At 68.9% G+C, this 26,182-nt stretch carries 27 protein-coding genes; 14 read left to right on the top strand and 13 right to left on the bottom strand.

Annotated features, from left to right (window positions below):
* Positions 1–3 precede the first annotated feature (3 nt).
* The 3 genes from moxG to ACI7BZ_RS06570 all read right to left on the bottom strand — a co-directional run bounded on the left by moxG (position 4) and on the right by ACI7BZ_RS06570 (position 3,551).
* On the bottom strand, positions 4–606 hold the full coding sequence (moxG, locus tag ACI7BZ_RS06580) for a cytochrome c(L), periplasmic (protein WP_414116383.1): 603 nt from the start codon (positions 604–606) through the stop codon (positions 4–6).
* A 48-nt stretch (positions 607–654) separates the two neighbouring features.
* Complete coding sequence (moxJ, locus tag ACI7BZ_RS06575; protein ID WP_414116382.1) at positions 655–1,536, bottom strand: methanol oxidation system protein MoxJ; 882 nt, start codon at positions 1,534–1,536, stop codon at positions 655–657.
* Between the two features lie 128 nt (positions 1,537–1,664).
* On the bottom strand, positions 1,665–3,551 hold the full coding sequence (locus ACI7BZ_RS06570; RefSeq protein ID WP_414116381.1) for a methanol/ethanol family PQQ-dependent dehydrogenase: 1,887 nt from the start codon (positions 3,549–3,551) through the stop codon (positions 1,665–1,667).
* A gap of 257 nt (positions 3,552–3,808) precedes the next feature.
* Here ACI7BZ_RS06570 and ACI7BZ_RS06565 point away from each other — a divergent pair, with 257 nt between their 5' ends.
* The 4 genes from ACI7BZ_RS06565 (at position 3,809) to ACI7BZ_RS06550 (ending at position 6,851) form a co-directional block, all read left to right on the top strand.
* Entirely contained in the window at positions 3,809–4,078 is a 270-nt protein-coding gene (locus ACI7BZ_RS06565; protein ID WP_414116380.1) for a hypothetical protein, read from the top strand.
* Positions 4,079–4,204: 126 nt separating this feature from the next.
* Entirely contained in the window at positions 4,205–4,726 is a 522-nt protein-coding gene (locus ACI7BZ_RS06560; RefSeq protein WP_414116379.1) for a hypothetical protein, read from the top strand.
* On the top strand, positions 4,723–6,210 hold the full coding sequence (locus ACI7BZ_RS06555; protein ID WP_414116378.1) for an ATP-binding protein: 1,488 nt from the start codon (positions 4,723–4,725) through the stop codon (positions 6,208–6,210). Before ACI7BZ_RS06560 ends, ACI7BZ_RS06555 begins: the two co-directional genes overlap by 4 nt.
* Positions 6,207–6,851 carry a response regulator gene (locus tag ACI7BZ_RS06550; protein ID WP_414116377.1) on the top strand — a complete coding sequence of 215 codons (645 nt, stop codon included), beginning with the start codon at positions 6,207–6,209 and terminating at the stop codon, positions 6,849–6,851. Before ACI7BZ_RS06555 ends, ACI7BZ_RS06550 begins: the two co-directional genes overlap by 4 nt.
* A 15-nt stretch (positions 6,852–6,866) precedes the next feature.
* Here ACI7BZ_RS06550 and ACI7BZ_RS06545 read toward each other — a convergent pair whose 3' ends face one another.
* From ACI7BZ_RS06545 to ACI7BZ_RS06535, 3 genes are all read right to left on the bottom strand, one after another.
* Positions 6,867–7,973 carry a YeeE/YedE family protein gene (locus ACI7BZ_RS06545; protein WP_414116376.1) on the bottom strand — a complete coding sequence of 369 codons (1,107 nt, stop codon included), beginning with the start codon at positions 7,971–7,973 and terminating at the stop codon, positions 6,867–6,869.
* 70 nt (positions 7,974–8,043) lie between these two features.
* Positions 8,044–8,418 carry an ArsR/SmtB family transcription factor gene (locus ACI7BZ_RS06540; RefSeq protein WP_414116375.1) on the bottom strand — a complete coding sequence of 125 codons (375 nt, stop codon included), beginning with the start codon at positions 8,416–8,418 and terminating at the stop codon, positions 8,044–8,046.
* A gap of 38 nt (positions 8,419–8,456) precedes the next feature.
* Positions 8,457–8,897 (bottom strand): thioredoxin fold domain-containing protein, encoded by a 441-nt coding sequence (locus ACI7BZ_RS06535; RefSeq protein ID WP_414119105.1) that lies wholly within the window; start codon positions 8,895–8,897, stop codon positions 8,457–8,459.
* A gap of 114 nt (positions 8,898–9,011) precedes the next feature.
* On the opposite strand from ACI7BZ_RS06535, the gene ACI7BZ_RS06530 reads away from it, so the two are divergent.
* Positions 9,012–9,740 (top strand): cytochrome c biogenesis CcdA family protein, encoded by a 729-nt coding sequence (locus tag ACI7BZ_RS06530; RefSeq protein ID WP_414119104.1) that lies wholly within the window; start codon positions 9,012–9,014, stop codon positions 9,738–9,740.
* 17 nt (positions 9,741–9,757) lie between these two features.
* The gene (locus ACI7BZ_RS06525; RefSeq protein ID WP_414116374.1) at positions 9,758–10,351 is read left to right on the top strand and encodes a SoxW family protein; all 594 of its coding nucleotides are present in this window, start codon (positions 9,758–9,760) and stop codon (positions 10,349–10,351) included.
* Between the two features lie 132 nt (positions 10,352–10,483).
* Here the strand turns inward: ACI7BZ_RS06525 and soxX are convergent, their stop codons facing one another.
* Both soxX and soxA read right to left on the bottom strand, forming a co-directional pair.
* Positions 10,484–11,098, bottom strand: a complete 615-nt coding sequence (gene soxX, locus ACI7BZ_RS06520) for a sulfur oxidation c-type cytochrome SoxX (protein ID WP_414116373.1) — start codon at positions 11,096–11,098, stop codon at positions 10,484–10,486.
* Between the two features lie 12 nt (positions 11,099–11,110).
* Positions 11,111–11,941, bottom strand: a complete 831-nt coding sequence (gene soxA / locus ACI7BZ_RS06515) for a sulfur oxidation c-type cytochrome SoxA (protein WP_414116372.1) — start codon at positions 11,939–11,941, stop codon at positions 11,111–11,113.
* A gap of 251 nt (positions 11,942–12,192) precedes the next feature.
* Between soxA and soxY the strand changes: the two genes are divergently transcribed.
* The 8 genes from soxY to ACI7BZ_RS06475 all read left to right on the top strand — a co-directional run bounded on the left by soxY (position 12,193) and on the right by ACI7BZ_RS06475 (position 19,351).
* Positions 12,193–12,666 carry a thiosulfate oxidation carrier protein SoxY gene (gene soxY / locus ACI7BZ_RS06510; RefSeq protein ID WP_414116371.1) on the top strand — a complete coding sequence of 158 codons (474 nt, stop codon included), beginning with the start codon at positions 12,193–12,195 and terminating at the stop codon, positions 12,664–12,666.
* Positions 12,667–12,747: 81 nt separating this feature from the next.
* On the top strand, positions 12,748–13,077 hold the full coding sequence (soxZ, locus tag ACI7BZ_RS06505) for a thiosulfate oxidation carrier complex protein SoxZ (protein ID WP_414116370.1): 330 nt from the start codon (positions 12,748–12,750) through the stop codon (positions 13,075–13,077).
* A gap of 222 nt (positions 13,078–13,299) precedes the next feature.
* Positions 13,300–14,994, top strand: a complete 1,695-nt coding sequence (gene soxB / locus ACI7BZ_RS06500; protein ID WP_414116369.1) for a thiosulfohydrolase SoxB — start codon at positions 13,300–13,302, stop codon at positions 14,992–14,994.
* A 74-nt stretch (positions 14,995–15,068) separates the two neighbouring features.
* Positions 15,069–16,391, top strand: coding sequence for a sulfite dehydrogenase (soxC, locus tag ACI7BZ_RS06495; protein WP_414116368.1), 1,323 nt, complete (start codon positions 15,069–15,071; stop codon positions 16,389–16,391).
* A complete protein-coding gene (locus ACI7BZ_RS06490) occupies positions 16,375–17,115 on the top strand; it encodes a c-type cytochrome (protein WP_414116366.1) in 741 nt (246 codons plus the stop codon). Before soxC ends, ACI7BZ_RS06490 begins: the two co-directional genes overlap by 17 nt.
* On the top strand, positions 17,112–17,450 hold the full coding sequence (locus ACI7BZ_RS06485) for a c-type cytochrome (RefSeq protein WP_414116365.1): 339 nt from the start codon (positions 17,112–17,114) through the stop codon (positions 17,448–17,450). Before ACI7BZ_RS06490 ends, ACI7BZ_RS06485 begins: the two co-directional genes overlap by 4 nt.
* Before the next feature lie 85 nt (positions 17,451–17,535).
* Positions 17,536–18,042 (top strand): DsrE family protein, encoded by a 507-nt coding sequence (locus tag ACI7BZ_RS06480; RefSeq protein ID WP_414116364.1) that lies wholly within the window; start codon positions 17,536–17,538, stop codon positions 18,040–18,042.
* Positions 18,043–18,076: 34 nt separating this feature from the next.
* The gene (locus ACI7BZ_RS06475) at positions 18,077–19,351 is read left to right on the top strand and encodes an FCSD flavin-binding domain-containing protein (RefSeq protein ID WP_414116363.1); all 1,275 of its coding nucleotides are present in this window, start codon (positions 18,077–18,079) and stop codon (positions 19,349–19,351) included.
* 163 nt (positions 19,352–19,514) lie between these two features.
* Here ACI7BZ_RS06475 and pbfA read toward each other — a convergent pair whose 3' ends face one another.
* Genes pbfA through ACI7BZ_RS06450 form a run of 5 tightly spaced genes read right to left on the bottom strand, consistent with a single transcriptional unit; the run spans position 19,515 to position 26,049 of the window.
* Positions 19,515–20,900, bottom strand: coding sequence for a (R)-1-hydroxy-2-aminoethylphosphonate ammonia-lyase (gene pbfA / locus ACI7BZ_RS06470; RefSeq protein ID WP_414116362.1), 1,386 nt, complete (start codon positions 20,898–20,900; stop codon positions 19,515–19,517).
* Complete coding sequence (gene phnX / locus ACI7BZ_RS06465; protein WP_414116361.1) at positions 20,897–21,706, bottom strand: phosphonoacetaldehyde hydrolase; 810 nt, start codon at positions 21,704–21,706, stop codon at positions 20,897–20,899. The genes pbfA and phnX overlap by 4 nt, the downstream gene beginning before the upstream one ends.
* Complete coding sequence (locus tag ACI7BZ_RS06460) at positions 21,703–22,842, bottom strand: TIGR03364 family FAD-dependent oxidoreductase (RefSeq protein WP_414116360.1); 1,140 nt, start codon at positions 22,840–22,842, stop codon at positions 21,703–21,705. Before ACI7BZ_RS06460 ends, phnX begins: the two co-directional genes overlap by 4 nt.
* Positions 22,839–24,851 carry a putative 2-aminoethylphosphonate ABC transporter permease subunit gene (locus tag ACI7BZ_RS06455; protein ID WP_414116359.1) on the bottom strand — a complete coding sequence of 671 codons (2,013 nt, stop codon included), beginning with the start codon at positions 24,849–24,851 and terminating at the stop codon, positions 22,839–22,841. The genes ACI7BZ_RS06460 and ACI7BZ_RS06455 overlap by 4 nt, the downstream gene beginning before the upstream one ends.
* Complete coding sequence (locus tag ACI7BZ_RS06450) at positions 24,844–26,049, bottom strand: putative 2-aminoethylphosphonate ABC transporter ATP-binding protein (protein WP_414116358.1); 1,206 nt, start codon at positions 26,047–26,049, stop codon at positions 24,844–24,846. Before ACI7BZ_RS06450 ends, ACI7BZ_RS06455 begins: the two co-directional genes overlap by 8 nt.
* Positions 26,050–26,182 lie beyond the last annotated feature (133 nt).

The following is a 26,182-nucleotide window of genomic DNA, read 5'->3' as shown; positions in this document are numbered from 1 at the left end:
TTTTCATCTGAGGCCGGCCGCACCTGCGGCCGACACCTTGCACACCGGCGCCTGATCCAAAGGCGGCGTGTGATCCTCTTTCTCGTTGAAGGGCGTGAAGGAGGCCCGCTGGGCCGGCGCGAACCACACAGCCTCCTTGGGGTCGTCCTTGTACATGTGGCGCACCCAGGCCATCACCAGCAGCATCTCGTCGAGGTTGAGGGCGCCGTACATGGGCCCCATCTGCCCCTGCGCCCCGCCGAAGATGGTTTCGAACAGGCCCTGGTCGGTCATGTTCTTGGGGTAGGTCCAATAGGAATCGTTCAGCCCGGGGCCGATCTTGCCCTCGCCATAATGGCCGTGGCAGCCCGAGCACATGGACAGGAACAGGTCCTTGCCCTTGGGCAGGCAGGATTGGTTCTCGTTGTAGAGGTTGGTTCCGGTGGCGAGGAACTTCTTCACCGCCTCGGTGTTGCGGCCCTCCTCGGGCGCCTCCGACAGGTCCAGGGGCTGGCCGGTGACCGTGTTGGTGAAGCTCAGCGTCGCGTGGGCCGCGAGGGTGAAGCCGGAGACGATGGCGACGGCGACGAGGCCTTTCAGGGCGCGCACCCGGTAACTCTTGTGCATCGGACCTACCACAATGTTCGAAGGAAATTCGCGCGGGGACACCGCGGCTCAGGTATTGGGCTTGAGGAGCGGAATGCCCTCCTCCACCAGGATCTCCTCGATCTGCGGGCGGGCCTTCACGAGCGCCTTGTCGATCTCGGCCAGGAGCGCGGCATCATCGCGCCGCACGCCCACGGACTGGTCGTAGTGCAGCGGCACTTCGGTGCCGTCGAAGCGGGTGATGGAGGTGCCCGCCAGCGACATGCGCAGCGGCACGGAGGAGGACTTCACATAGCGGGCCACCTCGGGCGCGAACGCGAAGGCGATGTCCGCCTCGCCGCCGGCCACCTCGGAGACGATGCGGTCGCCCGGCACCTGCACATATTGGTTGCGCGGCGACCTGAAGTTCACCAGCCCGAAGAGATAGGCGGCATTGTCCTCATATTTGCCGAGCCGCTTCAGCATGGTCTCGCCGGGCGAATAGAAGCGGATGGCGAAGCGGCCGAGGGCCTGCACCTGCGGGTCCTGCCAGTCGGCGGCGGTGATGTTGCGGTCGGCCCGGGTCACCAGCACGTAGGACGTGCGGTAATAGGGCCTGGAGGTGAGCAGGCGCGGGTCACCGGTATCGACGCCCATCACCACGTCGCAGAGCTTGGGGTCGAGCTGGTCGCGCACCTGGTAGATGGCCGGCTTGGCGCTCCACACCAGCACCGCCCTGCGGCCCATGGCGCCGGCCAGCACTTCCGCCATGCGGTTCTCGAATCCCTTGCCGTCCTTCTGCGAGAACGGGGCCTCGGCCTCGGAGGCGCACACCCGCAGCACGGAGGGATCGGCGGGGGCGGCGGCAGCGGCGTCCGGCTTCGGCGCCTGCGCCCATGCGGGCAGGGCGGCGGCGGACAGGAGGAGGCCGGCAAGAAGCAGGCGGCGGGCGGAAGGGCCGGTTGAGGTCATGGTGTGGCTCCCGATGGGTTGCCCCGGCGGCGCCGGGCGATGGGGGAGGTGCCGGCCGCCGTCCACCAGGGACTGCGGCCGGCACGAGGGCGGCGCTCGGAGGTCCGCCGCCCGATCGGCATCGCGGATCAGCCGCCGGAGGCGTATTCGCCCACGTTCGGATCGTCGTAGGGGCCCTTCCCGTCGAGGGAGAAGACCATCACGCCGCCGCCCATCTGGGTGTAGTGCTGCAGCTGCTTGAACGCGCCCACGGAGCCGAGGCCGGCGGTGGGATCGTTCAGGTCGAACACCAGGCCCACGCCCGGCCAGCCGCCGACGCCGTAATAGATGGCGACGTACTGCACGCCCTTGTGGGTATAGGTCATGGGGTGGCCGATGACGCCCGAGGGAAGCTTGAACTTCCACAGCAGCTCGCCGGTGTCGCTGTCGCGGGCCTTGATGAAGCCGTCCAGCGTGCCGTAGAACATCACGCCGCCGGCGGTGGCAAGCGTGCCGCCCCAGGCCGCGAAGCGCTCCATCACTTCCCACTTGTACTTGTTGTTGATGGCGTCATAGGCCTTCACCTGGCCCAGGCCCTCATACTTCTGGCGGTCGCCCTTCGGGCCGGGATACATCCACAAGGTGGCGCCCACGAAGAACTGCCCGGCGCGATACGGGAGCATGAAGGGCTCCCAGTCCATGCAGATGTGGTTGATGCCCATGAAGAAGGACTGGCGGTCCGGGTCGTAGCTGTCGTGGCCCTGGTTGTGATAGCCCATGGCGGACGGACAGATGTCGCGGCCCTTGTGGTCCATGCGGGTGGCATATTCCGGGTCGCGCTGCGGCAGGCCGGTCTTCAGGTCCACCTGCTTCACCCAGTTCACCGTGTCGTCGATCTTGTCGGCGGAGACGAGCGAACCGTCGGTGCGGTCGAGGGTGTAGACGATGCCGTTGCGGTCGGGATGGGTCAGCAGCTTGCGCGTCTTGCCCGTCTTGTCCTTCTGCTCGGACAGCATCATCACGTTGACGCCGGCATAGTCCCATTCGTCATGGGGCGTCTTCTGGTAGCCGAACTTGGCCTCGCCGGTGTCGATGTCCCGGCCCCAGATGGTCATGGTCCACTTGTTGTCGCCGGGACGCATGGTCTCGTTCCACGGCGCGGGGTTGCCGGAGCCGTAATAGACCATGTTGGTGGAGGGATCGAAGGCATACCAGCCCCAGTTGGTGCCGCCGCCGATCTTCCAGGCGTCGCCTTCCCAGGTGCCGGTGCCCAGGCCCTTCTGGCCGTAGTGGGGGTTGGCCTTGTTGAAATCGTCGGCCAGCATCACCTCGTTGTCGGGGCCGGTGGCATAGGCGCGCCACTTCTGGGCGCCGGTCTTCACGTCATAGGCGGTGACGTAGCCGCGCACGCCCAGTTCGGCGCCCGAGGAGCCCACCAGCACCGTGTCCTTCACCACATAAGGCGCGATGGTGAGGGTGGAGCCGACCTTGATGTCGGAATTCTCCAGCTTCCAGAATTCCTCGCCGGTGTCAGCCTTCAGCGCCACGATGTGGCCGTCCAGCTGGGTCTTCAGGATCAGCGGCGGGGTCTTGCCGTCGCCCGGCCAGTAGGCGAGGCCGCGGTTCACCACGTCGCAGCAGGCGACCGCGCGGGCGGTGGGGTTCTGCTTCGGCTTGTGCTGCCACAGGATGTGGCCGGGATCGTCGAGGCCGAGGGCGAAGGTGGTGTTGGGGAAGGGCGAGTGAACATACATCACGTTGTTCACCACCAGGGGCGTGCCCTCGTGGCCGCTGAGCACGCCGGTGGAGAAGGACCAGGCGGGCCGCAGCTGCTTCACGTTCTGCTTGTTGACCTGCTTCTGCGGGCTGAAGTTGTTGGCGTTGTAGTTCTTGCCCGTCATCGGCCAGTTCTCGTCGCTCTTGGCGAGCTCGACGAGCTTGTCGTTGGCGACGGCAAGGCCGGGTGCCGCGACGGCGCCCGCCGCAAGGGCGAGGGTCACGGCACACAGGGAAACGGAAGAAAACAGTCTCGTCATTTGGCGCTTCCTTGAGGTTTCCTCACTCGGGGGTGATTTTTGTCGGCCGCTCCCGTCGGCGCGCGGCTGCGCGCCCCGGAAGAGCCTTCCGTCTCGTTGTAGATCCCGGTGCCAGCCGCGCCGGTCCGACGGTTGCGGAGCCAGCGGGCATCGCGCCCCGGCATGCCGGGGCCTGCCGCAGGCAGGTCCGGACGGGCGCATGGCGCACCCGTCGAGATCACCCGCGGACCGATGCTTGGGTATGGCGTGTCGTGAGCATGGCGGTGACGGTCGTCCTCCGATTGCGACCTGCACGTTCTATTTTTCTTATTGTTTTATTAGTCTTCATGTCTTTGCCGCATGAGTTGAAAGCGCGCCGAGGCTTTTGTCTCGCGGTGATTGTGCAATTAATGCCGGGAACATTTGGCAATGGATGCTGGCGTGTTTTCGCAATGTATTGCCACGTCTCGATTTTCCGGCTCGGCACCCACCCGCGCCGCCGCTGCGGGCGAAACATGAGATTGGCGCTGGCCCACCAGCATTCGTGACGTATATTCAGTGCTTCGCCACTGTAGATGATGTCTATGCGGAACATAATAAGGGAAAAATCAGAGGGGAGCCGAAGACATCCCTTCGCAACATCGCCGCGCGGCGGTGCCGGCGGGCGGATCTGCATGGCGCTGCTGCTCGGCCCCGGCCTGCTGCTCGCCGGCTGCGGCGAGGACGAGGCGCCCGCGCGCCGGCCCGTGGCCACCAGCACCACGGTGCCGCGCGACGCCGCGCCGGCGACCACCCCGGCGGCAGCGCCGGTCGCCGCGCGCGACTGGCTCGAACTGAGCGACAAGACCCCGCCCGAGGCCTGGCTCGCGGCGCGGGCCGGGGTCCCCGCATCGCCGGCCCTCGATGCCCGGCTGGCCCGGTTGCTGCGCGAGGCCGACACGGTGTTCGACGAAACCCCGCGCATGCTGGCGAACCGCACCGCCCAGCTCCAGAACATGCTTGCCGGCATCGCCATTGCCGAGCCGCCCCAGGACATCCTCGAAGGCTTCATCCCGCTGGGCCGCGCCGGCGGGCGCGCCGGCTACAGCGATCTGTGCCATCATTATTTCAACCTCCGGGCCTCCGGCCTCGACCGCGCCGCCGCGCTCAAGGCCCTTGCCACGGCGGCGCCACGCGCTCCCCGGGAGACGCCATGACCCTGCCCCCGGCCCGGCCCGCCGCAGCCGCCGGCCTCCCCGTCGCCCCGGCCCGCGCCCGCACCTCCCTGCGCGCCCAGGTGCTGGGCACCGTGCTTGCCATCAATGCGTTTGCCGCGCTCGTCGCCGGCACCGTGGTGGTGCTCAATGCGCGGGTGGCGACGCAGCGGGAAATGACCGCATCGGTCGCCATGGCGGAAAACATGGTGCGGGAGATGGCCGACCGCTTCTCCGGCGATCCCGCCGCCGCCTCCATGGCGACGCTGCCCCTGCCCCTGCGCCACCTGCGCCATGTGCGCTTCACCGTGGAGGATGCCGCCGGCCGCGCGCTGCCCCTGCCGGGCACCCCGGTACGCGACGGGGAGGACGGCGCGCCGGCCTGGTTCGCCCGGCTGGTGGATGCGGCCGAGGTGAGCCGGGAGGTGGAGGTGGCCGCCAATGGCGTGCCGCTGGGCCGCGTGAAGGTTTCCGGCGTGCCCGATGACGAGATTGCCGAGGTCTGGGACGACGTGGTGGATTTCGCCGCAGTGGCGGTGGCCGTCAACGCCGCCATCCTCGCCGCCCTCTATCTTGCGCTGGGGCGGGTGCGGGCCGATCTCGGCCGCTTCCGCGGCGCGCTGGCGCAGCTGGAGCACAGCCACTTTTCCTGCCGCGTGGCACCGCCACGCACCCGCGAGCTGGCGGAGGTGGCCGAGCGCTTCAACGCTTTGGCCGCCGCCCTCGATGCGGCGCGGGCGGACAACGGGCGGCTCAATGCCCGCCTCGTCAGCCTGCAGGAGGACGAGCGGCGCCAGATCGCCCGCGAGCTGCATGACGAGCTGGGCCCGCTCATGTTCGGCCTGAAGGCCAGCGCCGATTCCCTGCGCCGTGCCGCCGCCGAATTGCCCCCGCCCCTGGGCGGGCGCATCGCCGAGCGCACCCAGGGCATGGTCGGCATCGTCGAGCGCATGCAGACCGCCAACCGGCGCCTGTTGCGCAAGATCCGCCCCGCCGCCCTCGACCACGTGGCCCTGGCCGACGTGCTGGCCAGCCTGGTGGCGGACTTCCGCCAGCACGATCCCGAGCGCGACTTCCGCTTTGCCGCCGGCCCCCTCGCCGCCCATTACGGGCCGGCGCAGGACGCCACCCTCTATCGCTGCGTGCAGGAGGGCGTCACCAATGCCCTGCGCCACGGCGATGCCCGCACTGTCGAGGTGGGGCTGGCGGAGGAGGCCGGCAGCGGGCCACAGCGCCACCTGCGCCTCACCGTCGCCGATGACGGCAGCGGCCTGAAGCCCGGCCTTGCCGAGGGGCTCGGCCTCACCGGCATGCGCGAGCGGGTGCGGGCGCTGGGCGGCGCCTGCCGGCTGGCCCCCCGCGAAGGCGGCGGTGCCACGCTGGTGGTGGACATTCCCGTCGCCGGGGCCGCCCCCGCGCCGACGCCGGCCGGCGGGGACCCGCCCCCGCCGCCCCGGACCCAGGCGATGGAGCGTTTGCGCACATGACCAGCGTCTTGCTTATCGACGACCACCCCATCGTGCTCCAGGGCTGCCGCCACCTCCTGGAGGATGCCGGCGTGTGCGACCTGATGGAGGCGCAGAGCGCCCTCGCCGGCTATCGCCTGTTCCGCCGCCGCCGGCCGGACGTGGTGATCGTGGACCTCGCCCTCAACGGCAGCGGCCTTGCCGGCCTCGCTCTGGTGCGGCGGCTGCGGGCGCAGGCCACGCGCATGCCCATCCTGGTGTTCTCCATGCATGGCGACCCGGTCATTGCCAGCCGCGCGCTGGAGGCGGGGGCGACGGGATATCTGCTGAAGGACACCTCGGCCGCCGAGCTTCTGGACGCCTTCGACAAGGTGCGCCGCGGCCAGCCTTACATCAGCCACGACCTTGCCCTGCAGGTGGCGCTGCTGGGCACCCGGGGCCGCCCCGGCTCCATGGCCGACCTCACCCCCCGCGAGCTGCAGGCCCTCGCTTTGCTGGCGGAGGGCAAGGCCTATGGCCAGATCGCCGACGAGCTGGGGGTGAGCTACAAGACGGTGGCCAACACCTGCTCGCAGCTGAAAAGCAAGCTGGGCGCCACCAATCTCGCCGAGCTGATCCACCGCGCCATCCAGTTCGTCGCCGGCTCGCCGGTGGGGCGCTGAAGGCGGGCGGCGGCGTTACGGCCGCCGACGGCGCGCGAAGCCGGCGCTCATGCGGCCGCGCAGGAAATCGGTGAGGGAGCCTTCCATCAGCAAAGCGATGCCGAGCCGCGCGCCGGTGGCCATGCCGGCCATGGCCAGGGGCCACGACAGGGACATGAGCGAGCCGGCCGTGAGCCCCTGCCCGATGGTGCAGCCTCCGCACAGGATGCCGCCCATGCCCATCAGCACCGCACCCAGAAGGTGGCGCTTCATCTCCCGCGGATCGTCGAACGCCTCGAAGCGGAATTCATCGGCGCGGCGCGCCGCCAGCATGGCGCCCAGCACCACCCCGAGCACGCTGCCGGCGCCGAATTCGGCAAGGCTCGCCTGGTCGAACAGCACGCCGAACAGGGCGCGTGCCACCGGCGAGACGAAGGTGAGGCTCTGCGGCGCCGTGGGATGGGCGAATTCGTCCACCAGGAAGAGGGTCGCCAGCCACCCCGCGACGATGCCCGCGCCCAGCAGCACGCCGGCCGTCATCAGCCGGGGCGCCCGCTGCAGCCGCCGATCGCGCAGCGCCACGGCGACGAGGGCAAGGCCCGCCGCCACCGCCAGCGGCGCGCGCACGTCATGGCCGCCGAGCCAGCCGAGCACCGAGGGCAGGTCCGCCTGCACCCCCGCGGGCATGCGCACGATCACCCGCTCCAGCACATCCACCCGCACAAAGGCAAAGATGCCCCGCAAGGTGGCATAGGCCACCGCGCCGAACACCATCAGCACCACCAGGCTGCGCAGATCGCCCGAGCCCAGCCGCACCAGCGATCCGAAGGCGCAGGTGCCCACCAGCGCCATGCCGAGGCCAAACAGCAGGCCGCCGAACAGAATGCCGAACCAGGGCAGGGCCGCCGGCACGTAATTGGTGCGCTCCGGGGCGAGGATGCCGGCATAGGCCAGGGCCTGGGTGCCGAGGATGGCGAGGCCCAGCGCCAGGCCGAACACCTTCATGCGGCGCCAGTCGGCGCCCACCATGGCGTCTTCCAGGGCGCCGAAGGTGCACAGCCGGGCGCGGAACACCGAAAAGCCCGCAACGCCCCCTACCAGGAGGCCCGCCAGCGCGGCCCACCAGGGGCTCCATATGTCCATGCGCCTCCTCCCATGTCGGCCGGAGCGGGGCTTGTGGTCGCCCCGTCGCCGGCCCGGCGCTGCTTGGTCTTCAGGTCTTGCCGGTCTGTGCCGGCTCGCAATAGATGTCGTAGATCACCGAGATCACCCGCCGCACATGCTCGTTGGCGAGGCTGTAATAAATGGTCTTCCCGTCACGCCGGGTGGTGACGAGATCGTCGAGGCGCAGGCGCGCCAGCTGCTGGGAAACGGTGGGCTGGCGCAGCGACAGGATGTTTTCCAGCTCCGTCACGGAGCGCTCGCGCTCCGCCAGAAGACACAGCAGGAGCAGCCGGTTTTCGTGGGACAGGGCTTTGAGGAAATCGCTCGCCTTGCGCGCGTTGCGCATGAGCTGGTCCAGCTCCGGCGAAATTTCGGGGCCTTCCCGCAGCTCGTCCTCGATCCGCGTGGAAACGATGGGCGACATGATCTCGAACCTCTAAGTCTCGACGGATGGCACCGACCTTACGGCCGGTCGGGCGCGAGCTTCTCCGTCAGCGCACCGAGCAGACCCCAGAATGCTTCATCCGAAGCATAACCCGTAATGCGGCCGATTTCGCGCCCCTCGTCCACCAGGACGAAAGTGGGCGCGAAACGCACCGGCGACGCCAGGGTGATGTCCGCCGGCAGCGCCTGCGACAGGTCCACCCGGCGCAGCGGCGCGCGGCGGCCCTCCTCGGTGCGCTCATAGACCGGCGCCACGTCCGCATCGAACTTGCGGCACCAGCCGCAGCCCTTGCGCTCGAACATCACCAATTCCCCCGCCCGCGCCGGCGAAACGGCACCGGCGCTCGCCAAGCCCGCCAACATCACCGCCACCAGCGCGGCCGCAGCCAGGCGGGCCAAGGCAAGGCGTGCCAAGGCAAGGCGGAGCAAGGCAGGGGGGCTGAAGGCAGTGCGGCGCATGGCTCCGTTTCCGCGCGGGGACAGGATTTTGTTCTTTATATTATCGCATTCGAATATAACATTACGCAAGAACCAGTTTCCGCACCCGGCAAGAGGTCGCGGAAGGGGGAGGTCATATTGCTGGATATCAGCCTGCCCGGCGCCTTTCTGGCGGGGCTCCTCTCGTTTGCGTCGCCCTGCGTGCTGCCCCTGGTGCCGGCCTATCTCGGCTTTCTCACCGGAACGGCGGGCGCGCAGGCGGACGGGGACGGACGGCACCGGCGGCGGGTGGTGGGGGCGGCGGCGCTGTTCGTTCTCGGCTTCTCCACCGTCTTCGTCCTTCTGGGGGCCACCGCCTCCACCTTGGGGCAGGCGCTGCTGCGCCACCTGGAGGCGCTCACCTGGCTGTCCGGGGCGGTGCTGATCCTGTTCGGGCTGCACCTTGCCGGACTCGTGCGCATTCCCCTGCTCTACCGGCAGCTGAAGGTGGACGCCGCGCCGGCCCGGGGCGGCGTGTTCGGCCCCTATCTCATCGGCCTTGCCTTCGGCTTCGGCTGGTCGCCCTGCGTCGGCCCGGTGCTGGCCGCCATTCTCCTGGTGGCCGGGGCGGAGGCGTCGGTCCTGAAGGGCATGGCGCTGCTGGCGGTCTATGCGGCCGGCATCGGCATTCCCTTCCTGCTGGCGGCGGCCTTCACCGGCCCGTTCCTGGCCTGGGCGGCCTCCGCCCGGCGGCGGCTGGGGCTCATCGAGAAGGTGGCGGGCGGCCTGCTCATCGCCACCGGCATCGCCTTCATCACCGGGCTGATGCCGCAGGTCGCGCAATGGCTGCTGGATGCGGTGCCCGCCCTCGGCACCATCGGCTGAACCGGAAAGGACGCACCATGACGAAAGCCCCCGCGCGCACCGGCCGCGCACCGCTCCACCGCCGCACCCTTCTGGCCGGCGCCGCCGGGCTCCTCGCCGGCCTTCCGGCAGGCCCGGCCGACGCCGCCACCCGGCTCGGCGACGACGGCCTCTATACCCAGGACTGGTACGCCGACAGCTTCCTCGACCTGGCCGAGGACCTTGCCGCCGCAACCGCGAAGGGCCGGCACTTCGCCCTGCAATGGAGCCAGCGCGGCTGCATCTATTGCAAGTCGCTGCACACGGTCTATTTCGCCGATCCGGCCATCGAGGCGCCCATCAAGGCGGCGTTCGACATCGTGCATCTCGACCTGTTCGGGGCCCGGGAGGTCACCTGGTTCGACGGCACCCGCCTGTTTGAGAAGGCGCTGGGCCAGCGCGAGCGCATCCGCGCCACGCCCACCTTCCAGTTCTTCGCCCTGGAGGGCGGCACGGCCAAGGAGGTGGCCCGCATGCCGGGCCTGCTGCCGCAGGCGGAATTTGCCGCCATGTTCCGCTATGTGGCCGCCGGGGCCTACCGCGACGGCCCGTTCGACGCCTGGCTGGCCCGGCAGGACGGCCGCAAGAGCTGAGGCCCGGCTTGAGGCGGTGGCCAAAAAAAGGCCCCGCGCAACGGCGGGGCCACCCGGGAGGGGACTTCAGGGAGCACGCTTTGCCCTGGGCGGGCAATATTTTTCCATTCGCTCCTTGTTGATTGTCCCCGCTTACTTCACCGGCTTGTTCACCGGCGAGGCGGGATCGAACAGATAGGCCACCACGTCCTTCATCTGCTGCTCGCTGAGAACGCCATTGTGCCCGAAGCGCGGCATGGAGGAACAGGCGAACGCCGCCTGCGCGTTGTACACCTTGGCATAGGTGGCCTTGGCGTCCTCCGGCGCGAACTTGCGGTCGGCCCCGTAATTGGCGAGGCTCGGCCCCAGCGTGCCGTAGCTCACCTCCCGCGGGTCCATCTGGTGGCAGGCATAGCAATTGCCGCCGCTCACGGTTCCCGGCGGATCGGAAAACTGCCCGCCGCGGCCGTTCTGGGCCACCTTCTCGCCGTCCTTCCAATTGCCGATGACGCTGCCTTCGGGAAATTTCAGCGTCGCCGTCTCGCGCGCCATGATGGCCTCGGCCTGCTTGGCGGAAGGCTGGTTCCGGGTCACCGAGCACAATTGCATGGTCTCGTCGGGAACGAGACGGGCGGCCCAGCCCTCGGGCAGCCGGGTGAAGCTCTGCTTCACCACCAGGTCCACCACGGCCGGGGCCGCGGGGGGGATCTGCTGGGCGAACGCCAGCCCGGGCACGAAGAGGGCCGCGGCGATGAGAATGGTCTTCATGTTTGCCTCCCCTCAGCGCTTGATGGACGGAACGTTCAGCTCGCCACCGGCGGCCTGCGCGTTCAGGAAGACGGTGAGCGCGGTCACCACCTGCGAGCCGTAGTCCGGCGCCGGCATCCGCATCTGGCGGTAGCAGTCCCACAGGCGGTGCTGCATGGTCCGCAGCGCGCTCTGGGAGACGCGGTAGGTGGGCCAGGAGGCCATGGTGAGCTGGGCATCCTTGCCGGGCTTGTCCAGCTGCGGCAGCCCCTGGAGGCGGATGCGCTTGCCCACGTCTGCATGGCAGGTGGAGCAGGAGAAGTCATTGATGGACGAGCGGCGGAAGAACAGCGCCTCGCCGAGGCCGTAGGCTTCCTTCTCCTTGGGGTGGGCGAGCGGCACGGCGATCTTCATGCCGTTGGACTTGTTGGCGATGAAGGCCACCAGGTCCTCCATGTCGGAGCCCCGGCCGGGGCCGGAAAAGGGCTTGGCCATAAAGGGCTTGGTGTCGAGGCCCTGGATCTTCTCCATGCACCACAGCAGGCGCTGCTCCAGGTCCATCACCATGTCGGCGTCGGCGAAATAGCGCGGCAGCTGGGCATAGGCGCCCTCCAGCCTGCCCGGCCCCTGGCCGAGGTCGCAGGTTTCCAGCGAGGCGTTCCTGCTGCCCCTGGGCTCCGCCCACAGCGCCTCGCCGCGGTCCACCGCGAGATAGCCGGGATTGGCCATGGGGTCGTTGATCATCGCCCGGTAGCGCTCGATCTCCTTCTCGCTCGCATCCTCCTGCGCGGACGCAGGCAAAAGCGGGACGAGCGCGAGGGCGAACGCGCACAGACATGTGAGGAATGTGGCTTTGGGTCGCATATATCCTCCCCGGTGTTGGTGGGCCGCTGCGCAAGGCCTTCTTTGAAGCCCTGTCGGCGCGTAGCGGCATCCCCTGATTCCCCCGTCATAGGCGGGAGCGATCATGGGATAGAGATACTTTACATTCAAAAAAATTGATATCACAATATATGAAATTGTTCGGCCGGCAGCCGCTGCACGAAGCCGATAAATCAAGCAAAAACAGAAGTTTCTAGGCCCGCCTCCGGTGCGGGCCGCTGAGGAGGAAACGAATGACGACCGACGCTATGGTCCCCTTTGCGCCCAACCGCCGCCGCGCCATGACGCTCGCTGCCGCGGCCGCCTTCGCCGCGATCATCGCGCCGCGGATGTCCTTCGCCACCGAGGCGCAGGTGGCGGACGAGATCAAGAAGCTCTTCGGCGGCAAGGCCATGGGCGAGGGCAAGATCAAGCTCGACCTGCCCGAGATTGCCGAAAACGGCCTTGTGGTGCCCATCAATCTTGACGTGGACAGCCCCATGACTGAGGCGGACTACGTGAAGTCTGTCCATGTCTTCGCCGACGGCAATCCGCTGCCGCAAGTGGTGACCTACCACTTCACCCCCGAATCGGGGAAAGCCTCGGCCTCCGCCCGCATGCGCCTCGCCCAGACGCAGAACGTCATCGCGGTGGCGGAGATGTCGAACGGCGCCCTTTTCACCGCCAAGGCTCAAGTGAAAGTGACCATCGGCGGCTGCGGCGGCTGATCTTTTCCGGCATGATATTCTCGCCTGCACAATAATCGCGACGCTTTATTGCGCCGCAACAAGAAACCGGAGGAAAGACCCATGGCCATCAAGTCCACGCCCCGCGTGCGCGTGCCCGCCCAGGCCAAGGCGGGTGAGGTCATCGAGATCAAGACCCTGATCTCCCACGAGATGGAAAGCGGGCAGCGCAAGGATTCGTCCGGCAAGACGGTGCCGCGCGACATCATCAATACCTTCGAGGCGTCGTTCAACGGCAAGCCATTCTTCAAAGCGGACTGGTTTCCGTCGATCTCGGCCAATCCGTTCCAGTCCTTCTTCTTCAAGGCGAAGGAAAGCGGCGAATTCACCTTCGTGTGGAAGGACGACCAGGGCGCCGAGCAGAAGGCCACGGCCAAGCTCACCGTCGCCTGATCCCTCTTCGTCGGAACACGTTCCGCTCCGCCGTCGTACGGCACCGCCTCCCCACGCGGGAGGCGGGCGGGTGCGTCGTGTCCGGCCGCCGAAATCCTGGAGCGCGAGCCGATCGGATGGATCGGTGCATCGCCCTCTCAACTCCAAGACAGAAACCGCGTTCCGTGTTCAGCTCGCGATGCAGGCTGACCGGCGCGGGCTCCAGCAGGACGCTCGACGCACATGATCTCCAGGCGCGATTTCCTTTCTGCCGGCACCGCCCTCGCCGGGCTCCTCGCCGCCTCCGGCGGCGCCCTGGCGCAGGCCGTGCAGGGGCAGAAGCTCACCGAGGCCGACCTTCTCAGGTTCGGCACCCCCGGCACGGTGACCCTGCTGCACGTCACCGATCTGCATGCGCAGCTGGTGCCGCTCTATTTCCGCGAGCCGTCGGTCAATCTCGGCGTGGGCGAGGCGCGCGGCGTGCCGCCCCACCTCACCGACGCGGCCTTCCTCTCCTATTTCGGCCTCAAGCCCGGCGGGCGCGACGCCTATTCCCTCACCGCCGAGGACTTCACCGCCCTTGCCCGCGCCTATGGCCGGATGGGCGGCATGGACCGCATGGCCACCCTCATCAAGGCCATCCGCGCCAGCCGGGGCGACGACAAGGTTCTGCTGCTCGACGGCGGCGACGGCCTGCAGGGCTCGTGGACCTCGCTGAAGACCCGGGGCGAGGACATGGTGAAGGTGCTCTCCGCCCTCAAGCTCGACGCCATGGTGGGCCATTGGGAATTCACCTATGGCGCCGAGCGGATGATGGAGATCAAGGAGAAGGCGCCGTTCGCCTTCCTCGCCCAGAACATACGCTCCATCGAGTGGCAGGAGCCGGTGTTCGATGCGGTGAAGACCTTCGAGAAGGGCGGGGCGAAGGTCGCCGTCATCGGCCAGGCCTTCCCCCGCACCCCCATTTCCAACCCGCGCTGGATGATCCCGGACTGGGAGTTCGGCATCCGCGAGGAGGACATGCAGAAGCAGGTGGATGCCGCCCGCGCCGGCGGCGCCGACGTGGTGGTGGTGCTGTCCCACAACGGCTTCGACGTGGACCGCAAGATGGCCTCGCGGGTCAAGGGCATCGACGTGGTGTTCACCGCCCACACCCACGACGCAATGCCGGCGGTGGTACGGGTGGGCCCCACCCTGCTCGTGGCCACCGGCTCCCACGGCAAGTTCCTCTCCCGCCTCGATCTCGACGTGGCGGGCAAGAAGGTGACCGGCTATCGCTTCCAGCTCATCCCGGTGTTCTCGGACGCCATCACGCCCGACCCGGACATGGCGAAGCTGGTGGCCGACATCCGCGCACCCCATGCCGCCGAGCTCGCACGCGAAGTCGGCCGCACCGAGAGCCTGCTCTACCGGCGCGGCAACTTCAACGGCACGTTCGACGACATGATCTGCGATGCCATGATGCAGGAGCGCGACGCCGAGATCGCCCTGTCGCCCGGCTTCCGCTGGGGCGGCACGCTGCTGCCGGGCGATGCCATCACCTTCGACGCCATCGCCAACGCCACCGCCATCACCTACCCCGCCTGCTACCGCATGACCATGACCGGCCGGCAGCTGAAGGAGGTGCTGGAGGACGTGGCCGACAACATCTTCCATCCCGATCCCTATTTCCAGGGCGGCGGCGACATGGTGCGGGTGGGCGGCGTCGGCTATTCCATCGACGTGTCCAAGGGCGTCGGCGAACGCATCTCCGGCCTCACCTTCCTGAAGACCGGCAAGCCGCTGGACGCCGACAAGGGCTATGCGGTGGCCGGCTGGGCCAGCGTCAACCAGAATGTGGAAGGCCCGCCCATCTGGGAGCTGGTGGAGCGCTATGTGGCGGCGGCCAAGACCGTGAAGGTGGCACCCAACGCCTCGGTGAAGGTCACCGGGGTCTGAGGCGGCGCCCCGGCGCGCGCCATGCCGGTAAATATATTCAAATCTACGAATTAGAGAATATCAGGGAGGACGCCATGTCCGACACCAACCAGCCCCGGAACGAGGCCCGCGCCAAAGGGTCCACGCCGTCGCCCCTCTCCCGCCGCCGCTTCCTGGCCGCGGCGGGCCTGGGCGCCGGCGCGGCCGCGGCGGGCGCCGGCCCGCTCCTCGCCGCCCCCGCGGCGGCGGCCGAACCCGACCCCAACATCGTGCCCGTGCCCGACTGGACCCGGCACCTGGGCGCCGGCGTGAACGCCAACCCCTACGGCAAGCCCTCGAAATTCGAGAAGGACGTGGTGCGCCGCGAGGTGGAATGGCTCACCGCCAGCCGCGAAAGCTCGGTGAGCTTCACCCCGCTCTATGCCCTCGATGGGGTGATCACCCCCAACGGCCTGTGCTTCGTGCGCCACCATGGCGGCGAGGCGGAGATCGCCCCCGACGCCTACCGGCTGATGATCCACGGCATGGTCGACAAGCCCCTGGTGTTCACCCTGGACGATATCCGGCGCATGCCGGGCCGGGTGAACCGCGCCTATTTCCTGGAATGCGCCGCCAATTCCGGCATGGAATGGCGCGGCGCCCAGCTCAACGGCTGCCAGTTCACCCATGGCATGATCCATAACGTCTTCTACACCGGCGTGCCGCTGAAGACGCTCTTGGACATGGCCGGGGTGAAGCCCAAGGGCAAGTGGCTGCTGGCGGAGGGCGCCGACGCCTCGGTGATGTCCCGCTCCATCCCCATGGAAAAGGCCCTGGACGACTGTTTGGTGGCCTTCGCCATGAACGGGGAGGCGCTGCGCCCCGAGCAGGGCTATCCCGTGCGCCTGGTGGTGCCGGGATGGGAAGGCAACATGTGGATCAAATGGCTGCGCCGGCTCGAAGTGGGCGACCAGCCGTGGCAGCAGCGCGAGGAAACGTCGAAATACACCGACCTCCTCGCCGACGGGCGCTCCCGCCGCTTCACCTTCGTGATGGATGCGAAATCGGTGGTGACCAGCCCCTCCCCGCAGGCGCCGCTGCGCCACAAGGGCCCCAACGTGGTGTCCGGCATCGCCTGGTCCGGGCGCGGCAGCATCAAGCGCGTGGACGTCTCCCTCGACGGCGGGCGCAACTGGACCACCGCGCGCATCGAGGGGCCGGCCACGCCCAAGGCCATGACGCGCTTCTACCTGGATTTCGACTGGGCCGGACAGGAACTCATGGTGCAGTCCCGCGCCATGGACGAGAGCGGCTACCTGCAGCCCACCAAGGCCGAGCTGCGGAAGATCCGCGGTGAGAACTCCATCTATCACAACAATGGCATCCAGACCTGGCTGGTGCGCGGCAACGGGGAGACGGAAAATGTGGAAGTCGGCTGAGGCGCTCCTCCTCGCCGCGGCGCTCGGCGCCGGTGCCGCTCCGGTGCTCGCCGCATCGGCAAAGGTCGAGAAGCCGGCGCGGCAGGAGGCGGCCAACGCCCCCGCCGCGGCACCCGCCGGCCCCGCGGCGCGGGTGGCGGTCATCGCGCTCGGCCGCCCCGCTCTGGCGGAGGAGATCGCCGCCTGGGATATCGACGTGCGTCCCGACGGGCAGGGCCTGCCGGACGGCAAGGGCTCGGTGAAGGAGGGGGAGGAGGTGTTCCTCCAGAATTGCGCGGTGTGCCACGGGGAGTTCGGCGAGGGTGCCGGGCGCTGGCCGGTGCTGGCCGGCGGGCGGGGAACGCTGAAGTCCGACCGGCCGGAGAAGACCATCGGCTCGTTCTGGCCCTATGCCTCCACCGCCTATGATTATGTCCACCGGGCCATGCCCTTCGGCAACGGCCAGTCGCTGAGCGCGAACGACACCTATGCCATCGTCGCCTACCTGCTCAACCTCAACGACCTGGTGCCGGAGACTTACGTTCTCTCGCGGGAGAATTTTCCGAAGGTGGAGCTGCCCAACAATCCCAACTTCTTCGACGATGACCGCGAGACCGCCGAGAAAGCCTTCTGGAACACCAACCCCTGCATGAAGAACTGCTCGGGGGAGGTGAAGGTGATCAGCCGCGCCCGCATTCTCGACGTCACCCCCGATGGCGAGGCGCCGAAAGGCAACCTGGAATGAAATACCGTCCGGCGCAGCAGGTCACGGCCTTTGGCGCCCGCCTTGCGGCGGCGGTGGCGGTGCTGGCCTGCGCGCCGGCGCAGGCCTCCGGCGACCGGGAGTTCGGCGCCTATCTTTCGGCGCCCTGCGTCACCTGCCACCAGCCGTCGGGCAAGGCCGCCGGCGGCGTGCCGGTCATCACCGGCTGGCCGCAAGACCAGTTCATCGCGGTGATGATGTCCTACCGGCGCCACGAGCGCGACAGCGAGGTGATGCGCACCCTGGCCGCCGGCCTGACCGATGAGGAGATCGCGGCGCTCGCCGCCTATTTCGCAGATCTGAAGCCCGCGCATTAGGGGCGGCCAATCCGTCTCTGTTCAACACGAGAGGGCGCGGGAGCGGGAACGAGGCGCAAAAGCGCCCGGATGACGGGAGGACATCATGCCGAATTTCGATCGCCGCGCATTCCTCGGCACCCTCGCCCTCGCCGGCACGCTGCCGGTGGCGGCGCATGCGGCGCAGAGCCTCGAACTGAAGGACATCTCCAAGGAGGCGGACAATGCCTGCCTCTATCACTGCGACTTCGGCGATCCGCCGCGCTTCGTGCAGATGCTCACCAACATCTCCAACCATTATGCGGCCTATGGCGCCGATCCCTTCGCCCTGCAACTGGCCATCGTCGCCCATGGCCCGGGGGTGAAGTTCTTCCTGGAGACGCTGGAGGGCACCACTTGGCGCGACGAAGTGATGGTGCCGGCCATCTTCGAGAAGGTGGCAGCGGTGGCCAGGAACGGCCTGAAGATCTACCTGTGCTCCATCACCTTCGAGCGGCTGAAGCTGGACAGGGCCGCGGTGCGCCAGGTGCCGTACATCGCCTTCGTCCCCTCGGGGGTCGCCACCGTCGGGGCGCTGCAGAACAAGGGCTTCGCCTACATCAAGATCGGCTGAACCAACAACGGGCCGACATGAGGAGGGAACCAGGATGACCATCTCGCGCAGACAATTCGTGGGCGGGGCGGGGGCGCTCGCCGTCGCCACGGTGCTCGCCGCGCCGCCGGTGCTCGGGCAGGGCAAGCCGCGCCTCGTGGTGGTGGGCGGCGGCGCCGGCGGCGCCACCGTCGCCCGCTATGTGGCGAAGGACAGTGCCGGCGCCATCGACGTGACGCTGGTGGAGCCGGCGCGCACCTATGTCACCTGCTTCCACTCCAACCTCTTTCTCGGCGGCTTCAAGTCGTTCGAAAGCCTGGTGCAGTCCTATGACGGCCTCGCCCGCGCCGGGGTGACGCTGAACCACCAGGCGGCCACCGCCATCGACCGGGACAAGAAGGAGGTGATCCTCGCCGACGGCTCCCGCCTGCCCTATGACCGCCTCGTCCTCTCCCCCGGCATCGACCTGAAATATGACAGCGTGCCCGGCTGGGGGAAGGAGGCCGAGGAGATCATGCCCCACGCCTGGAAGGCCGGGCCGCAGACCCGCCTGCTCAAGGCCCGGCTGGACGCGGTGCCGGACGGCGGCCTGGTCGTGATGATCGCGCCCCCCAATCCCTTCCGCTGCCCGCCCGGCCCCTATGAGCGCGCCTCCATGATGGCGCATGTGCTGAAGACCACGGGGCGCGGCAAGGCGAAGATCATCATCCTCGACCCCAAGGAAAAGTTCTCCAAGCAGGGCCTATTCCAGGAGGGATGGGAGCGCCACTATCCCGGCATGGTGGAATGGATGGCCCCCTCCATCAGCGAGGGGCTGAAATCGGTGGACCCGAACACCGGAACCGTGGTGACCGGCTTCGAGACCTATCGCAACGCCGCGCTGGTGAACGTCATCCCCGCCCAGATGGCCGGGGCCATCGCCCGCAATGCCGGCCTTGCCAATGCCAGCGGCTACTGCCCGGTAAACCCCGACAACATGGCCTCGCAGATGGATTCCGCCATCTTCGTGGTGGGCGATGCGGCCATTCCCGGCGACATGCCCAAATCCGCCTTCGCCGCCAACAGCCAGGCCAAGGTGGCGGCCATGGCGGTACGCGCCGCCCTGCTGGGCGCCCGCGCCTTCCCCGCCCGCTATGCCAACACCTGCTGGAGCCTCATCGACACCGACGATGCGGTGAAGGTGGGCGGGCGCTATGCGCCGGCCGACGGCAAGATCAAGGAAGTGGAGGGCTTCATCTCCCAGACCGGGGAAACCGCCGAGCTGCGGCGCAAGACCCAGGAGGAGAATCTGGGCTGGTATGCCGGCATCACCGCCGACATCTTCGGCTGAGACCACCGGCCCGGGAGCGTTGCCCATGGGCCGACGGTCAAGCCCGCGCGACGCTGGGGCGAAGCCGCGCAGCGCTCGGGCGGACCCGCGCGGCGTTGGCGCGAGCCCGCCGGCACCGGTCGAGGATCGGGGCCGGTGGGACAGGGCCATCGGCCCAGCGCCGTCAGGCGGGGCCGGGACGTCCCTCATCCGCCGCCGCCAGCGCCGCCTCCAATATGTCGAGGGCGTCGGAGAACTGGGCGTCGGTGATGGTCAGGGGCGGGCACAGGGTGAGCACCCGCCCGCCCCCCACCTTGAAGCTGAGGCCGCGGGCGAGGGCCGCATAGAGCACCCGGTCGGCCCGCACCGCCGCCGGCTGGCCGCCATGGTCGCGCAATTCCACCCCGAAGAAGGCGCCGATGTGCCGCACGGCGGCGATCTCCGGCCGCGCCGCCGCCAGCGCGTCCAGCCGCGCCCGCCCCACCCGGCCCAGCTCCAGCGCCCGGGCATTGAGCCCCTCGCGCTCGATGACGGCGATGACCGCGAGCCCGGCGGCGCTGCCGAGGGGGCTTTTCTCGTGGGTATAGTGGCCGAGGGCCACATGGGGGGCGATGTCCAGGTCGCGCCGCACCACCAGCGCCGCCTGGGGCACGATGCCCCCGCCCAGGCCCTTGCCCAGCGCCACCATGTCCGGCACGCAGCCCATCTGCTCATGCACATAGAAGCTGCCGCAGCGGGCCAGCGCCGAGGGGATCTCGTCGAACACCAGCAGGGCGCCGTGCCGCTCGCAGCTGGCCTTCACCTTGGCCCAGAAGCCGGGGGGCGGCGGCTCCACCGTGGTCCAGCGCACCGGCTCGGCCACCACGGCGGCGACGTCGCCCTGCACCTCCATCACATAGTCGATGTAATCGGCGAGGCGGTCGGTGGCCTTGTCGTCATCGCCGAAGAAGCGGCGGGCGAGGCCGGGCGGGGGCACATGCTCCGTGCCCGGAAGGAGCGGGCCCACATCCTTGCGGAACAGCGCTTCCCCGCCCACCGACACGGCATCGAGATTGGCGCCGTGGAAGGCGTCCCACATGGAGATGGTCTTGTGGCGACCGGTGGCGTAGCGCGCCAGCTTCAGTGCGACGCCGATGGCCGCCGCGCCGGAGGGCACCAGCAGCACCTTGCCGAGGGGATCTTGGGCCAGATCGCCCAGCCGGCGGGCGAAGGCCACCGCCTCCTCGCAGGTGAAGCGGCGCGGGCAGAACGGCAGGCGGTCCAGCTGCGCCTTCAGCGCAGCCACCACGGCGGGGTGGCCATGGCCCAGCTGGTGCACGCTGTTGCCGTGGAAATCGAAGATGCGCCGCCCGCTCTGGGTGATGAGGAAGGCACCCTCCGCCCCGGTCACCGCATCAAGGCAGGGGGTGGACAGGGACTGGTGCAGGAACACGTCCGCATCCGCGTCCAGCAAGGCGCGGGTGCCGGAATCGAGGCCGGCGATCCAGCGGGCGCGCTCGGGCGAGGTATTGACATCGCCCTCGCTCGCCCCGCCGCCACCCGCGACGGCCATGGGCTGACCTGCGCTCAAGGCCGTTCTCCCCGCACCAGGGCGCCTTCGATCTCGTCCAGCACCTCCTCGAGGTCGGCCACGCTGTCGATGACGAAATGGGCGCCAGCCCGGGCGAGCTTGCCGTAGGCCGCATTGCGCCGGGCCTCGAATTCGTCGGCCGGGAGGGCGTCAGTCTCGTCCGCATCCAGGCCGAAGACATTGCCGGTGAGCGCCACGCCAATGCTCCAGCAGCCGGCATTCAGCCCCTCGGCCACCCCGACCTCGGTGTCGTCCACCTTCACCACCTGCCAGGCCGGCCAAACGCCGAGGTCCAGGAAGGTCTTGTAGAGCATCAGCGGCGTGGGCCGCCCGGCGGGCAGGTCGCCGGCGCACACCAGATTGTCGGGGGCATAGCCCTGCTCCGCCGCGCGGGCGAGCACCGGCGCCATGATCTCGCGGGTATAGCCGGTGGTGGAGCCGATCTTCAGCCCCCGCGCCCGCAGCCGCGCCGCGGTTTCCCCGGCACCGGCGATGAGGTCGGCATGGGCCCCCGCCACCTCGATGTTCATGGGGACGAACACCTCGTAGACGCGGTCAATGTCCGCTTCCCCGGGGGCGGCGCCGTGGGCCTCCTGCCACTGGGCGGCGATGCGCGGCAGCGCCATGACGGCGGCGATGTGGTCGCGCTTGGCCATGCCCATGGGGCCGCGGGCCTCGGCGATGGTGAGGTCCACGCCGAAGGTGGCGAAGGCGCGCTGGAACACGCCCATGGGCGCCTTGCTGCCGTGATCGACCATGGTGCCGGCCCAGTCGAAAACGACTGCGCGCAGGTGGGCGTAGGTCATGCCGGCTCTCCAAAGAGTTCGGTGAGGGTTTCCTCGGCAATGGCGAAGGCGGTGCTCGCCCCCGTGCCGCTGGTGACGATGACGAGGCGGATCTCCGGCGCCGGGGCTTCGCGCACCATGAGGGCGTCGGGCAAGGTGGCATAGGTGCCCACCCAGCGCTCCACCACCCGGGCGCCGGGCAGGCGCAGCACGGCGTGGAGCTCGGCGAGCATCAGCTCGTCCACCGCCTCGGGGGAGAAGGGCGAGGGGCTGAAGGCGTTGTGGTGGCTGTCGCCCACCACCAGCCCGCCGTCGGCGCCCTGCACGGCGATGAGGTGGATGCCGTTGGCCAGGGCCTCGGGCTGCTCGGCCTCCAGCCGGCGGTTCAAAGCCTGCGCCTCGGGCAGCTCGCTGTAGCCGAGGTAGCGCACCAGGGAGAGGTCGGACATGATGGCGGCGGGCAGGCGGAAGCTGTCCTCGCCGGGCATCACCTTCAGCATCTGCAGGCGGCAGCGGGTGATGCCGAGGGCGGCGATGCGCTCCGGATACAAGGTGAGCAGGTCGTCGCCGGGGCACACCACCACCCGATCGGCCAGAAGGTCGCCGCCGGTGGTGACGACCCGGCCCGGCTCCACCGCCTTCACCAGGCAGCGGCGGTGGAACACCACGCCCTTGGCCGCCTCCAGCCAGCGGGCCAGCCGGGGCACCGCCTCGCGGCTTTCCACCCGGCGCTCGTGGGGGCTGTGGAGCGCCCCCATGATGGGCTGGCCGCTGAGGATGGCGCCGTAGCTGCGCCGCGTCTCCTCGGCGGTGAGCAGGGCGCAGTCCTCCCCCATGGGGGTGGAGCGGAAGGCCTCCAGCACGGCCATGGCCTCGGGCCGCTGGGCGACCACGAGCAGGCCCTCGTGCTCCACGCGGATGCCGGCCGCGGGCGCCACCTCCAGCCAGATCTCTTGGGAGCGGCGGGCGCGGCGCCAGCACGCCCCGGCCTGCTGGCCGGTGACGGTGACGAAGCCGAAATTGCGCACCGACGCGCCGACCGCCTCGGCCTCGCGGTCCACCACCGCCACGGAGAGGCCGCGGCGCACCGCGATGAGCGCATGGGCGAGGCCGACGATGCCGGCCCCCACCACCACCAGATCGAAACGGGAGGTCATCGGATGCGCCAGGCCTGCGTGCGAGCAAGGATGCGGGACAGCACGGCGTGGACACCCCGTGCGGCGAGGTTGGTGTAGAAGATGAGCATGCACATGGCCGCGGCGGACTGGATCTGCCCGGCATCGTCCATGTTCAGGGCGGCGACGGCGGCGAGGGTGGTCGTCGGCGCATAGAGGAACACCACGGCCGAGACCGTGGTCATGGCATTCACGAAGTAATAAGCGGCGATGTCGAGCCCGGTGGGCAGGCACACCGGCATGGTCACGCGGGTGAACATGCGCGTCACCGGCTGCTTGAGGGAGGCGGCCACCGCCTCGAACTCCCGGTCCATGGCCTTCAGCGCGGTCAGCGCCGTCAGGTGCGACACCGTGTAGAAATGGGTGACGGTGGAGATCACCAGGATCGCCATGGTGCCGTAGACGACGTTGAGCGGGTTGGCCCGGTCGTTGAAGAAGAAGATGTAGGCGAGGCCCAGCACCAAGCCGGGAATGGCCATAGGCATCATGGCGAGAAAATGCAGCATGCCGCGCGCCGCTGCAAAGCCCCGCCCCTTCTCCACCAGATAGGCGCCCACGAACACCACCCCCGTGCCGATGACCGCGGTGTAGAAGGACAGGCGCAGGGAGTTGAAATAGGAGCCCCAGCCGCCGCCGTCCACGCCCTCGAAGGCGAAATGGGTGAAGGTGAGAGAGAGGTTGTAGGGCCAGAACTTCACCAGGGAGGCATATTGCGCCACCCCGAGGATGACCAGCAGCAGCCCGGCGACGACGCAGCAGAAGAGGAAGGCGAGGGCATCGAGCCCCCGGTTGACCTGCGGCACATAGGGCACCGCCCGGGCGGTGAGCAGCGCCACCTGCCGCGCGGTGACCATGCGGTCCACCACGAAGGCGAGCACGGCCGGGATCAGCAGGATCACCGACACCACCGCGCCCATGGCGAAATTCTGCTGCCCCACCACCTGCTTGTAGATGTCCACCGCGAGCACGTTGAAGTCGCCGCCCACCACCTTCGGCACGCCGAATTCGGTGATGGTGAGGGTGAACACCACGAAGGCCGCCGAGATGATGCCGTAGCGCGCGCCGGGGAGCGTAACGTTGAAGAAGGTGCGGGTGGGCGAGGTGCGCAGCACCCGCGCCGCCTCGAACAGCCGCGCGTCCGAGATGGACAGGGCCGTGGCGATGATGAGGAAGGCGTGGGGGAAGGTGAAGAACACGCAGCCCGCCACGATGCCCGGCGCGCCATAGATGCTGGCGCCGAACATGAGCCCCTTCAGCAGGCCCTGGTTGCCGAACAGATAGACCAGCGAGAGGCCCGCCAGCAGCGAGGGCACCAGGATGGGCACCACCGCCAGGGTGCGAAAAACCCCCTTCAGCGGCATGCAGGTGCGGTGCAGCGCATAAGCGAAGCCGAACGCCAGCAGCACGGTGATGGCCGTGGTGACGAGCGACACCACGAAGCTGTTGGTGATGGAATTGGTGAGGGCCGGATTGCTGAAATAGGCGAGGTAATTGTCCAGCGAACGCTCGCTGCCGGCGCGCAGCACCAGCCGGCGCAGGTCCTGCCCGCCCACATCCACCCACTGGCCGGCGGCCACCGGGGCGCCGGCGAACTCCAATGTGCCGTTGCCGGCGCCGCCGGAGAAGCGGACCCGGATGGACTTGACCTGAGCGCCCTCGAACTGGCGGCCGGGGAACAATTGAGCCCCGGTGAGCGAGGCGGAGCGGCGGGCCTGGCCCACCGGCGCATCAAGCCCCAGCCGGCCCGCCGCCTCGGCCAGGGTGCCGAGCGGCTTCATCCCCTGCCCCGTATCCACCTCGATGGCCACCGCCTGGTAGGCGAAGGCCCGCACCTCGGTGGACTTCATGATCATGAACAGGATGGGCAGCGCCAGGCTGACCACGAGATAAAGGCCGATCATCACCACGAAGGCGAGCATCAGCCGGTCGTCGCGGCCCGATTTGGGGCGAATGACGGGCGCCGCGAGGGCGCCGACGGTGGCATCAGCCATGGGCGGCCCCGCTCGCGCTGCCGGCCACGGCCTTGAGCTTCAGATGGGGGAACACCCGCAGCCGCTCCGGCGGCAGGCTCACCTCAAGCCGCTTGCCCGGCACCACATGCAGCGCCCGGGCCACCATCTGCGACAGCTGGGCCACGATGGGCCGCTCGGAGAAGGCGGGATTGTGGAGGGTCATGCGGATGTGGGAGCCGAGGAATTCCACGTGCTGCACCTCCGCCGAGATGCGGTTCGCCTGGTGCCAGTCGGCCTGCGGATCGGCGCCGATGACGTGCACGTCCTCGGGGCGGATGGCCACCACGATGGGGCTGGCATTGACGAGCCCCGGCCGGCGCAGGCCGAGGGCGACGGCGCCGACGCGCACGTCCTCGGCATTTTCCACCACGCCTTCGAAGAAGTTCATGGCGCCGATGAAGTCGGCCACGAACTGGCTCGCCGGATTGTCGTAGATCTCCTGGGGCGTGCCCACCTGCTCCACCACGCCCACATTCATGACGACGATGCGGTCGGCGATGGAGAGCGCCTCCTCCTGGTCGTGGGTCACCATCACCGTGGTGACGCCCAGGCGCTCCTGCAACTGCTTCAGCTCCTGGCGCAGATGGATGCGCACCTTCGCGTCGAGCGCGCTCAAGGGCTCGTCGAGCAGGATCAGCCCCGGGCTCGGGGCGAGGGCGCGGGCGAGGGCCACGCGCTGCTGCTGGCCGCCCGAGATCTGGGAGGGATATTTGTGGCCGTGGGTGGGCAGGTCCACCAGGGTCAGCAGTTCTTCCACCCGCGCCTTCACGTCCGCCCGCTTCATGCCGCGGTTTTCAAGGCCGAAGGCGATGTTCTGGCGCACCGTGAGGTTGGGGAAGAGGGCGTAGGACTGGAACACGATGCCGAAGTCGCGCGCCTCCGGTGGCAGGGCGGAAATGTCCCGTCCGCCCTGGTGGATGGTGCCGGTGGTCTGGATGTCGAGGCCGGCAATGGCCCGCAAGAGGGTGGTCTTGCCGCAGCCCGACGGGCCGAGGAAGCAGACGAACTCCCCCTCACGCACCTCCAGGGACACTCCCTTGAGCGCGGTGAAGTCCTTGAAATTCTTGGTGACGTTGCTCACCACGAGATAGGGCGGGCGCTGCGCCCGCGCGCTCTGCGCGGCCTGCACCGCCTCCGCGGGCGCGACGCCCGGAAGCTCGGTCGTGTGCTGGCTCATGGCTCGGCTCCTCAGCCTGTCGACGGAACGTCTCTGGCCCGAACATCATCCCCGGGGGGCAGCCGCGGCCGCGGCACGCGCCATTCCGGCACCGCCGCGCCTCCCGGCGTGGCGCGCGTCGCCAGCCCGCAGC

Origin of the sequence: Xanthobacter sp. AM11, from assembly GCF_047444035.1 — a bacterium.
Taxonomy (GTDB): Bacteria; Pseudomonadota; Alphaproteobacteria; order Rhizobiales; family Xanthobacteraceae; genus Xanthobacter.
The sequence above is the reverse complement of the archived record's forward strand: the minus strand, read 5'-3'. Positions and strand labels throughout refer to the sequence as shown.